The sequence below is a fragment of the Planktothrix agardhii genome, from assembly GCF_904830935.1.
Classification (GTDB): domain Bacteria; phylum Cyanobacteriota; class Cyanobacteriia; order Cyanobacteriales; family Microcoleaceae; genus Planktothrix; species Planktothrix agardhii.
The window spans coordinates 1786172-1801892 of record NZ_LR882952.1 but is presented as its reverse complement, the minus strand read 5'-3'; the positions used below and the strand labels follow the sequence as shown (position 1 = coordinate 1801892).

7 protein-coding genes are annotated in these 15721 nt (G+C 39.3%); 3 read left to right on the top strand and 4 right to left on the bottom strand.

Annotation, left to right across the window (positions count from 1 at the left end; genetic code table 11):
* Positions 1-114: 114 nt before the first annotated feature.
* Positions 115-348 (bottom strand): hypothetical protein, encoded by a 234-nt coding sequence (locus tag NMG88_RS08340; protein WP_144390439.1) that lies wholly within the window; start codon positions 346-348, stop codon positions 115-117.
* Between the two features lie 121 nt (positions 349-469).
* Here NMG88_RS08340 and bioD point away from each other — a divergent pair, with 121 nt between their 5' ends.
* Entirely contained in the window at positions 470-1150 is a 681-nt protein-coding gene (gene bioD / locus NMG88_RS08335; protein ID WP_042153424.1) for a dethiobiotin synthase, read from the top strand.
* Between the two features lie 247 nt (positions 1151-1397).
* Complete coding sequence (locus NMG88_RS08330) at positions 1398-2633, top strand: M20 family metallopeptidase (protein ID WP_227350413.1); 1236 nt, start codon at positions 1398-1400, stop codon at positions 2631-2633.
* A gap of 183 nt (positions 2634-2816) precedes the next feature.
* On the opposite strand, the gene NMG88_RS08325 is transcribed toward NMG88_RS08330, so the two are convergent.
* On the bottom strand, positions 2817-3332 hold the full coding sequence (locus NMG88_RS08325) for a hypothetical protein (RefSeq protein WP_026788781.1): 516 nt from the start codon (positions 3330-3332) through the stop codon (positions 2817-2819).
* A gap of 56 nt (positions 3333-3388) precedes the next feature.
* Positions 3389-4015, bottom strand: coding sequence for an orotate phosphoribosyltransferase (gene pyrE, locus NMG88_RS08320; RefSeq protein WP_042153418.1), 627 nt, complete (start codon positions 4013-4015; stop codon positions 3389-3391).
* A gap of 152 nt (positions 4016-4167) precedes the next feature.
* Between pyrE and NMG88_RS08315 the strand changes: the two genes are divergently transcribed.
* Positions 4168-12765, top strand: coding sequence for a CHAT domain-containing protein (locus tag NMG88_RS08315; RefSeq protein WP_254035312.1), 8598 nt, complete (start codon positions 4168-4170; stop codon positions 12763-12765).
* Positions 12766-13163: 398 nt separating this feature from the next.
* On the opposite strand, the gene NMG88_RS08310 is transcribed toward NMG88_RS08315, so the two are convergent.
* Positions 13164-15086: a tetratricopeptide repeat protein gene (locus tag NMG88_RS08310; RefSeq protein ID WP_227365882.1), complete on the bottom strand. Its 1923-nt coding sequence runs from the start codon at positions 15084-15086 to the stop codon at positions 13164-13166.
* Positions 15087-15721: the final 635 nt, after the last annotated feature.

The following is a 15721-nucleotide window of genomic DNA, read 5'->3' as shown; positions in this document are numbered from 1 at the left end:
TGTCTTGATTCATTAAAACATAATTTAAAAATTAGAGATTTAATTAAGAATCAAAACTATTGAAGATTTTTGAGGAGTATTTCATTCTCTTATTTTTAGATCAAGTGATTGAATTTAAGTTGACCCGCTTTCATCTTCTACTTGAAACTCGGTTTTTTTAAAACGTTCAGTTGATGTTGCAAAAATCTTAGGTAATTGTTGAGTATATTCTTGACAAGCTTTAATAATAATCTGCTCAGACTGTTTAACATATTCTTGTATATCAAGATGAATGACCCCATCAGCGAGGAGTTGATCAATCTTGTCATCACTGATTTCAATCGAAAACATCCGTTGCCAAATAGACAAAAAGCCAAATAACGCATAAGTGGCATAGGTCTTGCTCGTATTATTACAGCCACATAAGATTGTTATGGTAAAATTATAACTGTGTAATATTTTATTTATTGACTGGTTACTGGTGAGAGTTATGAACAGGACTTTATTGATTGCTGGAACGGATACAAATGTGGGGAAAACAGTGTTAACAACGGCGTTAATTTCCTATTGGCAAACCTATTATTTGTCTCGAACTTTAGGGGTATTTAAACCGATTCAAACGGGAGAGGGCGATCGGGAATTGTATACTCAACTTTTTGATTTAGGTCAGTCGATTGAAGACATTAATCCTTTGCATTTTAAAGCCCCTCTTGCTCCTCCAATTGCAGCCGAAATGGAAGGAAAAATAGTCGATTTAAAGTTAGTTTGGTCGCATTTCTGTCAGTTGCAAGAGCGTCTGGATTTTGTATTAATAGAAGGGTTGGGGGGGTTGGGTTCTCCGGTGACGAATGAATTAATAGTTGCTGATTTGGCACGGGATTGGCATTTACCGACTATTTTAGTGGTTCCGGTTCGTTTAGGTGCGATCGCTCAGGGGGTGGCTAATGTGGCTTTAGCTCGACAAACGGGGGTATTTCTGAAAGGTTTAGTCTTAAATTGTGTCGAACCTATTTCAGAGCAGGATATTGAAAATTGGACTCCTACCAATCTGATAGAATCTTTAACCCAAATTCCAATTTTAGGAATTTTACCCCATCTTGATACACCAACGGATCGAGAAAAACTGACTCAAATTGCTGCAAATTTAGACATAGAAACTATTTTTAATTAATCACAAAGATGTAGGGGCGGGTTCTGTAATAATTTATGTTCAGCACAAATAATCTGAAAAACCCGCCCAAACTCAGCATTGATTTTCAGTTAATCTGGAATTTTATTGGGTAATAGTTGGGGAGAGTTGAGGTAGGTTATTCGTAAAGTTATAAAGATTAATTCGGAACCCGCCCCTACAAACATTAAAATAATGTTACAATTAATTTTAGATCCTTAAATAGATTTTTCAGATTTTCTGTATACCGATGGTTTCTACAATTCCCAGCTTAAATTCAGTCAATAACTCACAACTGCGACTAGATATCCGTAACTTACAGCCGCAGTTAATCGAATGGCGTCGCCACTTACATCAGTATCCTGAATTGGGATTTAAGGAAACCTTAACGGCGGAATTTGTTGCCGAAAAACTGAAAAAATGGGGAATTGAGCATGAAACCGGAATTGCTAAAACCGGAATTGTGGCTATTATTGATAGTGGAAAACCCGGGCCAGTTTTAGCGATTCGTGCCGATTTAGACGCCTTACCAATTCAAGAAGAAAATGATGTTTCTTATAAATCTCAACATCAGGGAATTATGCACGCCTGCGGCCATGATGGTCATACGGCGATTGCTTTAGGAACTGCCTATTATTTAGCCCATCATCGCCATAGTTTTCAAGGGTTAGTTAAAATTATTTTTCAACCCGCCGAAGAAGGGCCAGGGGGTGCTAAACCGATGATTGAAGCGGGGGTTTTAAAGAACCCTAATGTGGATGGTTTAATTGGATTACACCTATGGAATAATTTACCTTTAGGAACTATTGGAGTCCGTAGCGGGGCGTTAATGGCGGCCGTAGAAAAATTTCAATGTACAATTTATGGAAAGGGCGGACATGGGGCAATTCCCCATCAAACTATTGATTCCATTGTGGTTGCCTCCCATATTGTTTTAGCCCTACAAACCATTGTTTCTCGGAATGTTAATCCCTTAGATGCAGCCGTTGTTAGTGTGGGTTCCCTTCATGCTGGAAATACCGATAATGTGATTGCGGATAGTGCTAAAATGTTGGGAACAGTGCGGTATTTTAATCCTAGCTATAAAGGGTTTTTTGGGAGTCGAGTTGAACAAATTATTGCCGGGGTTTGCCAAAGTCATGGGGCGAGTTATGAACTTAATTATGCCTCTTTATATCCTCCGGTGATTAATGATAAACGGATTACGGAGTTGGTACAAAGTGTGGCGGAAACTTTAGTTGAAACTCCCGCCGGACTTGTGCCAGAATGCCAAACTATGGCGGCGGAAGATATTGCCTATTTTCTCCAAGCTGTTCCGGGTTGTTATTTCTTTTTGGGTTCGGCAAATGCGGATAAAAATTTAGATTTTCCCCATCATCATCCCCGTTTTAATTTTGATGAAACGGTCTTAGCTATGGGTGTAGAAATGTTTGTGCGCTGTGTGGAAAAATTCTGCGTTGGTAATCATTTAACAGTTAACAGCTAGTAAAGACGCGCCATGGCACGTCTCTACTTATATAGCAACCGTCAAGGCAGTTAGGATACCAGACGGATTTTAGAACCCAGACGGTGAAGTATTTTCCCCCTAAGCCCCCCGTGCACGGGGGGTTTGGGGGGGCTGTTCCCAGATCCGGCGTTCCCAGATCCGGCGTTCCCTGCTATAACTGAATTATTGGCAAAACTCAAATTTAGCAAGGTCTTTGGGTAAGGATGGAGCATAGGGAACTTTGACCCCTTTGGGTGCTAAAATACCAATTCCATAAACACATCCATCTTTGCGGCTACAACTGGTCATATTAAGATTAAGTTCATAAATATTAGCAGCCGGAGGTTTAAATGGCATCACAGATAAAGTATCTTTTTCTGATTGTAAAACCTTCCCATCCAGGGTTTTAATACTTAAATTTACATCGGTACAATTTTCGTCACAATAGCCAACAAATAAATATTCTATCGCAGGATCAAGTCTAATGGTTAGAGGAGCATTCGCCTTCGCTGGCCCCTTACGGACAATCGGCCAAAATGCCAATTCAAAACCGTCTCTCCCCGCATCCTTAACTACTTCTTTGAGTTTACAAACGACTGTTTTCTCATCTGCGGTGAGTTCCCTAGCAACCGCAGTCCCCAGGAACACTGTACCCAACAAAAGCGCAAATCCAGGCAAGATAAAATGTTTGCTGTTCATCGATAATTTTTGGGAAGGGATGGTATGTCGCAAAATTGAAAATACTCAGGAGGATATCATACTTTGGCACAATTGTTACTGGCATTATGGGCTTTTAAATCATCTATCGTAAATAGACTCTGAAATTCTAAGCCTTCCTGCTGATAGAGTTCCCCGCCCCCCTGTTGTCTGTCTACTAAAGCGATAATATGATGGGCCTGATATCCCGCATCCTGTAGGCGTTTGACCGCTTTCATTGCCGATTGTCCCGTAGTCACCACATCCTCAAGGACTACCACCTGGGCGTCAGGGGGTAAAGTTGGCCCCTCAATATAGGCCTGGGTTCCATGTCCTTTGGCTTCCTTGCGAACAATTAAGGCAAAAACTGGCCGATTTTGATAGGCAGAAACCACACTCACCGCCGAAACCATCGGGTCAGCACCGAGGGTTAATCCGGCCACCGCTTGGGTATCTTCGGGTAACATTGCTAATAATAAACGGCCAATAGCCAAAGCTCCATGGGGATGCAAAGTGACTTGTTTACCATTAATATAGTAGGAACTCTGTTGACCGGAAGAAAGTACAAAATCTCCTTCTTTATAGGCGAGTTGACAAAATAAATCCAGTAGCCAATGGCGCAGGGTTGCTAAGTCCGTTGTGGCGACAGACTCATTCAGAATTACCGGATGTTGATGTTGATCCATTGATGATTAGACGGGATTGAGTGCATTTTCTTAGTTTACTATAGAAATTGATGAATTTATAAAGATTTATAATTTATTATCAAAATTAAGAGTTGCTATTTAGGAAAAACTGGCCTAGGATAGAGACAGGTTTCTCTGGATAGGTTAGAAATATGAATCGGAAACAAACGCGCCTCCTCAAATTGCAACCTTTTGCACAAATTCCGGTTCTATTCACTCCCCGGGTAGTCCTTCCATCGGTACTGTTAGTTTGCCTATTTCCCACTTCAATTGTGGCACAAACGATTATTCCGGCACAGGATGGAACCGGAACCCAAGTCATTCATCAGGGAAATCAGTTTAATATTAATGGCGGCAGTTTATCGGGAAATGGAGCAAATTTATTCCATAGTTTTGAAAAGTTAGGACTATCTCAGGGTCAAATTATTAACTTTATTTCTAATCCTAAAATTCAGAATATATTAGGACGAGTTACCGGGGGAGAAGCCTCTTTTGTTAATGGATTAATTCAAGTTACGGGCGGAAATTCTAACCTATTTTTAATCAACCCGGCGGGAATTGTTTTTGGAGAAAATGCCAGTTTAAATATTCCTGCCTCTTTTACCGCTACGACAGCAAGTTCGATTGGATTTGGGAATCAAAATTGGTTACAAGCTATCGGGGAAAATCAATGGCAAACCTTAGTCGGAACTCCTAGGGATTTTGTGTTTAATTCCGAAAATCCTGGGAGTTTAGTTAATTTCGGAAATCTCACGGTTTCCCCTGGAGAGAATATAACATTATTAGCAGGAACGGTTTTAAATACCGGAACAATATCCGCACCCGCCGGAAATATTACTATTGCGTCGGTGACTGGGGAAAATTTAGTTCGACTTTCCCAGGACGGACATTTATTAAATTTAGAATTAACTTCAGATATTCCTCAAAATAATTCTACCTTTACCGCCTTATCTTTACCGGAATTACTCACTGGAGGAAATTCAGTTAGTGCGAGTCAAGTTAAGGTTAATGAACAGGGTCAGGTTATTTTAACTGCTTCGGGAATTACAGTTCCCACCACACCTGGAACTACGATTTTATCAGGAACTATTGATGTCAGTTCACCCAATCAAAGCGGGGGAAATCTTCAGTTAACAGGGGATAGGATTGGCTTAATTAATAGTACCTTAAACGCATCGGGATTAACCGGAGGAGGAACAATTTTAATCGGGGGAGACTATAAAGGATTAGGGGATTTTCCCCATGCCCAAAAAACCTTTATTAGTCCAGATTCTTTTATTAATGCTAATGCTTTAGACACGGGAAATGGCGGTCGAGTTATTATTTGGTCTGAAGATTTAACTCAAGTTTATGGTAATATTCAGGTGCGGGGAGGAATCCAAAATGGCAATGGCGGATTTGTTGAAACCAGTAGTCGCGGTATTTTAGATATTAACACCGCCCCCGATATTTCAGCCCCTGTCGGGTTAGGAGGAACCTGGTTACTTGACCCAAATAATATTGATATTGTTGATGATACGAGGGGAAATACAAACCTGAATCAAAATCCTTTACCCACGGGTGAATTACTATTTAATACCAGCGATGATAATGGAAGATTAAGTGTTTTTGTATTGAAGTCGGCGCTAAGTGAAGGTAATGTTGTTGTAGAAACCGGGGATGTGGGAACCAATTCCCAAGATGGGAATATTACCTTTCAAACTTCCTTTGATTTTGATGGAATTGGGGGGGAAAGAAGTTTAACCTTAAATGCGGCGGGGAATATTATTCTGAATGGACAAACTATTAGGGATAGTATCCCGAATGATAGTGATAAATTAAACCTGAATTTTAATGCAGATTTTGAGAATAATAATAATGGTGCTATTTATATTAAAAACGCTACCCTCGATACAAAGGGAGGAGATTTTACCGCAACGGGTCGAGGAAATGTCCTATTCCATTCTGGAGTTTGGATTGATAATAGTCAAATTAATACCTTGGGGGGAAACATCACCCTAGATGGCATTGCGGTTAATAACCAACCCTTTAATCATGGGATTCTATTAACGAATAGTAGCTTAAATTCTGGCAATGGAAATGTTAATTTAACTGGAACCAGTGGTCTACAAACCGAGACTAATATAGGAGTTTGGTTAGAACAATCTACTATTAATTCAGAGGCAGGAAATATTAGTATTATTGGCAATAGTAAAGGCAGTCAAACCAATAATATTGGTGTTTTACTCAATAATAATTCTACCTTACAAAGCAGAACAGGGAATATTACCTTAACTGGAAGTAGTGAGAATGGATTAAATAGTTTTGGTGTGAATTTGAACCAAAGTAATATTTCAACCGTTGATGGTACAATTAAAATCACAGGAACTCCCGCCGGAATCAATAATAGCGTGGCAGTTTATATTAGTGATAGTAATATTGCTTCAACCGGAACTGGAAATATTGATTTAAACGGAAATAATAACGCCACAGGAAATAATAATGACGGAATTTCTATATTAAATAACTCCCTAATTTCTTCCACAGGAACCGGAAATATTACCTTATCGGGGGTTAGTGGTCAGGGTAATATTAGCGAGGGAATTTTTATCGCGAATGGAAAAATACAAACCCTAAATAGTGATATTAAAATTAACGGTTTGGGACAGGGTTTAACCTCAAGTATAGGAATTTTTATTGGGGATGGAGGTGAAATTGTTTCTACTGGAATTGGGAATATTAATTTAGATGGACTTAGTAGTGCTACGGGGAATAGTAGTCATGGAATTGCCCTATTTGGAGGTGCAAATATTACCGCGACAGCAACGGGAAATATTAATTTAGTGGGAAGTAGTAGTCAAACTCCCGATAGTCATGGGATTTTGATTTTAGATAACCCTATTATTGGGGTTATTAATGGAAATCTGAATTTAACTGGAGTGAGTTCATCTTCTTTAGGTGGACAGGGTATTTTATTGGGAAATAGTCTAATTCAATCGTCAGGAACAGGGAGCATTAATTTAACTGGAACTGGCAATAGTACGGGGAGTGAGAGTAATGGGATTATTTTAATTAATACCGCAGAAATTAATAGTTTAGCGAGTGGGAATATTAATATTCAAGGTCGTAGTGCGGCAGTTGCTAATAGTCAGGCGGTGGGAATATTTGGAGAGAGTAAAATTCAAAGTAATACGGGGTCAATTTTAATCGATGGTGTGAATAATGGCGAGAATGGCGAGAATACAAATAGTGTAATTATTGGAGAAAATACCCCCATTACTACCACAGGTTCAGGAAGTATCACCATATCAGGAAATCGAGATTTATTAATTAATTCCGTGACTAATACCGGGGGTGAAATTAATCTCCAAAGTAGTGAAGGAAATATCAATAGTAGTTTTGGAATTATTGATAGTAGTTCTATTCAGGGAAGTGGGGGAAATATTGCGATTAATGCGGCGGGTAATATTAGGGTTGCCGGAATTAATGCCCGTGGAAACACCCAAGGAGGAAGTGTTAGTTTAACTTCTGCTAATAATATTATTACGGTAACTGATAATATTAATACTTCCGCCACCACAGGTCAGGGTAATACAATTACGGTTTCTGCTACCAATGGGGAAATTAATACCCAAGCTGGCATTTTAGATAGTAGTTCTTCTGATAATGATGGCGGCAACCAAACCCTCAACGCTTCGGGAACGATTACTTTAGGAGGAATTAATACCAGTACCGCCTCTAATTCTACCAATAGTCAGGCAGGAACCCTAGATATTTCTTCAGGAAATAATACTATTAATTTAACTGGAGATATTAATACCTCAGCCACCAAAGGTCAGGGAAGTGATGTTAATTTTAATGCTAATGTTATTCTACCTAAACCCAATATTACTATCAATACAACGGGAAATAATAGCGGGGGGAATGTTACCTTTAATGGAACAATTAACGGGGGTATTAACCCCACCCCTACCCTCCCCTTGCTAATGGGAGGACGTAATAGTTTAACCCTAGAAACTGGAACGGGAGATGCAACTTTTAGTCAAGCAATAGGGGATAGTCTGCCGCTACAAAACTTAATCATTAATAGCGGAAATGTGGTTACTCAGTCTGCGGTAACGGTAGAGAATGGGGGAATTAATGTTAATGCAACTCAAAATATTAATTTAGGTGATACCATAACAGCTAATAATAGTCCTATTGATGTTAGTGCTACTGGAGATATTACAACGGCGGATATTATTAGTAATGGGTCAAGAATTTCTCTCACCAGTAATACCGGAAATATTAATACCGCATCGGGTATTCTTAATAGTAGTTCAACCACCGAAAACGGAGGAGAAATCAACCTAAATGCGGCTGAAAATTTAACTATAGGCGCAGTAATTACCCGCACAGAATCTAATTTAGGAACCAGTCAAGCCGGAACCCTAACTCTCTCTGGAAATACAATTAATTTAACTAATAATATTGATACTTCTGCTACTATTGGTTCAGGGAATAATATTATCTTTAATTCTCCGGTGATTTTAGATGCAGATATCGTTACTTTAAACACATCGGGAACCGCCAGAAGTGGAAATGTTACCTTTAATAATACCGTTGATAGTAATACTCCAGGGACTGCTAATTTAACCCTGGAAGCGGGGACGGGAACGGTTAATATTAATCAAGCAATAGGAGCAACAAATCCCTTAAATACTTTAAATCTAACCAGTGGAGATGTCAATAGTAATGGGGGAATTAATCTTGAGGGAGAAGGAATTAATATCAATAGCAGTGGTACGGTTAATTTAACCCAACCCATCACCGCCACGAATACCGCCACTATTAATATTAATGCCGAAAATAATATCACTACCGCCAACCTAACTACCCAAGGTCAAGCTATTATATTAAATAGCAATACGGGAAATATTGATAGTAGTGGCGGAATTATTAATAGCAGTTCTCCTAATAGCAATGGCGGTGATATTACGATGACAACTCCTGCTAATATTACCCTGGGGGAAATCAATACCAGCACCCAAAACAACCAAGCGGGAAATGTTACTTTAAACACTGGAAATAATCCAATTATTTTAAATGGTGATATTAATACCTCTAGCAATAATGGGGTCGGAAGTCAACAACAATATAATAGTCCCCTACAACTCGCATCCCCTAATATTACCCTAACTTCATCGGGAACTAATAATAGTGGTGATATTATTTTCAATAATTCTATCAATGGAAATAGTAACTTAACCCTGAATGCGGGTAGCGGTAATATTACTTTTTCTACTGTGGGTGATAGTAACCCCCTGTCTAGTTTGCAAGTTAATACCACCGGACTCACGACCCTAAAAGGCAATTTAACTACAAATAATAATATTGATTTTAGTAATGCTTCTGGGGGAACTCAACTCGAAAATCCTATTATTATTAATACCACCGGAAATAATGGTAATATTCTATTTAATAATAGTCCGATAACAGGTTCCCAAACCCTAACACTCAACGCCGGAAATGGAACAATTTCCCTGAATACCGTTGGTAATAATAATAACCCCATAAACGGATTAATTTTTCAACAAGCGAGCGCCCTTAACCTGTTTGGAGATATCTACACCAGCGCCGGACTTAACTTTTCCTCCGTAAATACCGTTAATGTTTCTGGAAATTCAGTTACATTAGACACCAGTATTGGAAATGGAGCAATTGACTTTATTGGTTCAACCCTTGGTGGACAAGGAAATAGTAACTTAACCCTGAATGCGGGTAGCGGTAATATTACTTTTTCTACTGTGGGTGATAGTAACCCCCTGTCTAGTTTGCAAGTTAATACCACCGGACTCACGACCCTAAAAGGCAATTTAACTACAAATAATAATATTGATTTTAGTAATGCTTCTGGGGGAACTCAACTCGAAAATCCTATTATTATTAATACCACCGGAAATAATGGTAATATCCTATTTAATAATAGTCCGATAACAGGTTCCCAAACCCTAACACTCAACGCCGGAAATGGAACAATTTCCCTGAATACCGTTGGTAATAATAATAACCCCATAAACGGATTAATTTTCCAACAAGCGAGCGCCCTTAACCTGTTTGGAGATATCTACACCAGCGCCGGACTTAACTTTTCCTCCGTAAATACCGTTAATGTTTCTGGAAATTCAGTTACATTAGACACCAGTATTGGAAATGGAGCAATTGACTTTATTGGTTCAACCCTTGGTGGAAAAGGAAAGTTAACTCTTAACGCGGGGAATAATGATGTAAATTTAGATACTTTTACCACAGAATCTACCCTAAACGGTTTAGGGATTACCGCCGGAACCGTCCAAGCTAACGCCCCTATTACCCTAGGGTCAGGGGGACTGAATATTAATGCCAGTAATATTGTTAACCTCAATGCTAATATTCTCAGTAATGGTACGGTTGCAGTCACCGCCAATAATGATATTACCACCCGTGATATTACCGCATCCCCTGGTATTACCCTCAATAGCCGTAACGGGAATATTACGGTTAACTCCCTGAATAGTTCATCCCCTAATGCTAACGGTGGGGGTATTTCCCTAAGTACCCCCCAGGGAAATATTACTACTAACACCCTGAATAGCTCATCCCCAGGTAATGCGGGCGGAAATATCTCCCTAGAAGCGAATACCGGAAATGTTACAACCGGAAATATACTGACATCCGGTTCGACAGGCGGTAATGTTACGGTTAAAGCCCAAACCAGCATTACCACCGGACAAATTGATACTCAAGGTCAAACCCAGGGCGGTAACGTCTTCCTCGACCCGATTAATGATGTTCAGGTCGAATTTATTAACGCTGAATCCCCCAATGGTCTCGGGGGTAACGTTTTTGCGGAATCAACTCAAGGCTACTTCCGTGCTACCAACTCCTTCCCCACCCAATTTTCCCCCACGGGAACCGCCAGTATCTCCACCGCAGGACGTCTGGGCGGGGGTTCGATTACGATTCGTCAGGCCGGAGGGCCACTGAATCCCCCTGTTGCTCCCTTTGAAATCGGAGGTAACTTAGCAATGAATGGAACAGCCTCCGTCATTACTACAGGAGACTTTAATATTCTGCCACTCCAAAGTTTTGAAGGTTCATTCACATCAGGAAATATTGTTATTTCCACCGATGACGCGCCTAATATTCCCCCCAATGTAAATCAACCCTTAATTGATACCGAAGTTATCCTACAAGAAGATGTATTAATTCGTCCTGACCAAGAACAAAAAATAGAAGAAACTTCTCCTGAAATTATTATTAATGATAACAATACTACAGGAGACTTTAATATTCTGCCACCCCAAAGTTTTGAAGATTCATTCACATCAGGAAATATTGTTATTTCCACCGATGACGCGCCTAATATTCCCCCCAATGTAAATCAACCCTTAATTGATACCGGAGTTATCCTACAACAAGATGCCTTAATTCCTCCTGACCAAGAACAAAAAATAGAAGAAACTTCTCCTGAAATTATTATTAATGATAACAATAATTTTCTGTCCAAGAAAATTTTATCAACGGTAGATATTGCTTTTGGTTTTGATAACTTAGATTCGACATTTTTAGCATTAGAACAGTCAAGAAATCAAGAATTTAAACAACATTTAGGAGTCCAAGGAACCCAATTAAATCGTTCAGAAGTTCAACAATTTTTAAAAGAATTAGAGATAAAAACTAAACAGGTTTATGCGATTGTTTATATTGTTTCCAGGGAAGAGCAATTAGAAATCATTGTGGTTCCTTCCTTCGGTGAACCCATAAGACATAGCGTTCCTGAAGCCACTAAAGAAAAATTATTCCCCGTTGTTCGACAATTACAAAGTGAAATTACCAACCCCCGAAAACGGGATAAAGTCAGTTATCAAGCTCCGGCGAAACAACTTTATCAATGGATGATTCAACCGATAGAAGATAATTTGAAAAGATTAGGAATTTCTACAATTCTATTCTCCCTGGATGCAGGTTTACGGAGTTTACCGATGGCAGTTTTATGGGATGGTCAACAATTTTTAACCGAAAAATATGGGATTAGTTTAATTCCGAGTACCAGCTTAATTGACTTTCGATATCAACCCATTGGTCAAGCGCAAGTCCTAGCCATGGGAGCCAGTCAATTTCAACAACAAAATCCACTTCCGGCGGTTCCAATTGAACTCCAAAATATTACTGAAATTTGGCCTGGGGAAAAATTCTTAAACGAACGATTTACCCTGGAAAATCTGAAATCCCAACGGCGTATATCTGATTTTCAAGTGATTCATTTAGCCACCCACGCTGATTTTAAAACCGGATCTCCGAGTAATTCTTTTATTCAATTATGGAATGAAAAATTACCCTTAACAGAACTTCCTAATTTGGGTTGGGATAATCCCATAGTGGAATTATTAACTTTAAGTGCTTGTCGAACAGCATTAGGAGATCGACGGTCAGAATTAGGATTTGCTGGGTTAGCGGTGCAGGCGGGAGTTAAATCCGCTTTAGCGAGTTTATGGTATGTTAGTGATCAAGGAACCTTGGGATTAATGAGTGAATTTTATGAATCTTTAAAGCAAGCTCCGATTAAAGCGATCGCTTTACAAGAGGCACAAATTGACATGATTCAAGGAAAAACTCGGATCGAAAATGATCAATTGATAACCACCTTTGGCGCTATTCCTCTCCCTGAGAATCTGACAGAATTTAATATTACCAGCCTATCCCATCCCTATTACTGGTCAGGATTTACAATGATTGGAAGCCCTTGGTAAACTTAGGGAGCGGTTTTTTAAAAATAACCTTTAAGGTTGCAATTGCTAAAATTTCTACCTTGTTGTATAAGTCAATTTATTTTTTCAAAAGATGTTTTAAACTATGATCTAGTAGATTTTTTTCAACGAAATTCTTTGTTGATCCGAAAGGACAGTTATCCCCATTCAGCGACCATCCTAAAAAGGTAGCGTGGTGAGGAATCCCCGTCCGTTTACGGCGGGGTGGATGTCAATCCCCAAGTCAGGGAAATAGGGAAAGGAGGCTTTAAGTAGGTAGGCTCTATAAAGTCTCCATGTAAACGATTGTAAATCGTTCTAACGCTTTCTAATAGCTGATCTAAGCCTCCTTTACATATTGTTAAATGAAAAAGTTTAATCCCGCCTACCTACTTAAGCGATTATTTCAGTAAGCGTTGGCGAGCAGTCATCCGCCAAGCCAGCAATTCAGGTAAACGCCAGGTAACACCATTAGATTTTTGATCTAATTCGTCCTGTTCTAAGGCCGTTTTCCAAAACGTTAAGGCTTGTTTATGACGGTTTTGGGCTTCTAAAACCTGAGCTAAAAGATAGTAAGCTACCACATTAGATTCTTTTAATTCTAAGGATTGACGTAACTCAACTTCAGCCTGTTTTGGATTATTTTCTAGGAAATAAGCCCAGCCTAAATTCTTATATAAGGCGGCTCGGATTCCTTTATCCTTAACTTGTACCAAGGTTTTTTCTAATTTATCAATAGCTTCCTCGGTTTTGCCATCTAAAATTTCCAATCGTGCTAAATTATTTACCGCCGCCTGTGTTGCGCGGTTATTATCCACATCGACTAGAATTTGATAATGTTTTCTGGCTTCTTCAAACTGATCGAGCTTTTCATAGGTCGAACCTAAATTATAATGACCTGCACTTAAAGCCGAATGATAGCGAATTGCTTGCAATAAATTGATTTTAGCCGATTGAAACTCCCCTTCTAAGTAGTGTTTATAACCCAGTTCATTAAAGGATTTACCCATTAACTGATACCAGACGGCTTTTCTGAAGTTACTATTAACCGTGTAAGCCATAGGAGCGCTAAAATTAGTTGTTTCTAACAGCGATCGCTCAACTAAAAATTCTAAGGAAGTCTGGACTTCGGCTTCAGTTTCCGAGAGAATTAAATCCGTTGCTAACTCACTCAAGGTTGCCGCTTTTTGATTTACTGCCAACCAACAGACTAAACGAATTTCTAGGTCGGACAATTCCTGTTCTGCTCGCAGGGATTGACGTACCAATTCTTCAATAACCAAGGTATTTTGCTTGATTAATTTCGTCAGATTTCTAATTGTAAAATCAGGAATCTTAGCCGCCCATAATTTTAAAATTAAGGGGTTGCCACCACATAAATGAATCAATTCTGATAGGAATTTTTCATCTAAATAGAGGGATTCTTGACCGGATAAAACCATTTGTTGAGAGTCTTGTTCCGATAACCCAGTTAACTGTACTGAGGTTTTAGACGCGAACTGTTGCCACGAAAGCGGAAATTCCCAACCGATTAATAAAACACTGCTACGATGGGAAGACTCACTAATCTGTTGAAATAAAGATTCATAACTTTTGAAAGCCGCATCTTTACTCCCGAGTTGTGAGATATATTCTATCTCATCAATTACTAACAAATACCGAGAATCCGATAAGGTTTTCAACAATTGGGCGATTTGTTCCGAATCATCCCAACCTAAAGGGGCTTGAGATTGTTCAGGAAAAGTTGAGGCGATAAACTCACTCGGAGAAGGTTTATCTCGGAGTGAGCGCCAAATCACTTTGTCAAAGTCCGGGGCAATTTCCTGAACTAATTTAACCGCCAAAGCCGTTTTCCCAATACCGCCCATGCCCTCCAACATCATCAGGTGAGCACGTTCGGTGACTAATCCTTGTTTTAAGGTAGCCATAGCTTCCAAACGGCCATAAAAGGCTGCCAATTTGGGTGCATTCCCCCAATCGATTTGAACATTACTACTGAAACCTTGGGGGTCAAGGCCACTCATCGACCGCTTTTTGCGACCGGATTGACCATTGATTTGGCTCCCTTGATTAGTACCATCGGTTTGATATTCTGACAGTAACTTTTGCTGCAATTTTGCTAATTTTCCCGGCCCTGCACCGCTAATATTTAGTTTCCTATAAACCTCACCCAAGCGTTTCTGCAAGGCATCCTTGCGAACCCCTAATTGCTTAGAAATCGCAGTCATCGGTTCTCCTTGGATTGCCCGCGCCATCACTTCGAGTTCATTGTCGGAAATTCCAACTCTCGTAGCTACAGTCTTTAAAAATTCTCTCGGTACCATATCAAATTTAACCTAATAAATCAACTGTGAATTCAATATTGATGCTCAATTCTAATTCTGTCAATAGGTGTTAATTTCTATTGATTTCTATTCAGAATCAAGGATCAATCCCATCTGATCTTCGGTGAAGGTACAACCCAGCTATAACAATTTTCAGTTATACATCAGAGTCGGCTCCACCCCTTCAAAAATCGCTCAGTTCTAGCTTGAGCAATTAGTCCAAGAAACTAAAAACCTCTAATTTTTGATTTTATCATACATTCTCGGTTTTATGAGTTATTTTTTGCAATTTTGGGTTTCCCCCCCCTCTACTGCTGAAAACCAAGTTGACACCGAATCCGCTTTTGATCTGCGAAGACCCTACCTAGACCAATTTTAAGTCTAGCAGGGAGAACAGTCTTAGGGTGAAAATGAGAACTTGGGATGATTTTGGGAATAATCGTTTGTAATCAGATAGGTGCTTCTAGGTTAAAAGTGAACGACATTGACCGTCCTAAATTATAGGGTAGGAAAAATTTTGGACAACAGAGTTGAGCAACATTTTGGCAAAAGATCGGATTAGACAATTGACCTAAATCAAAATTTATTAAACTAGAATCTTGCCTCAAAATGAGTAACCCCAGAGAATCTAAATT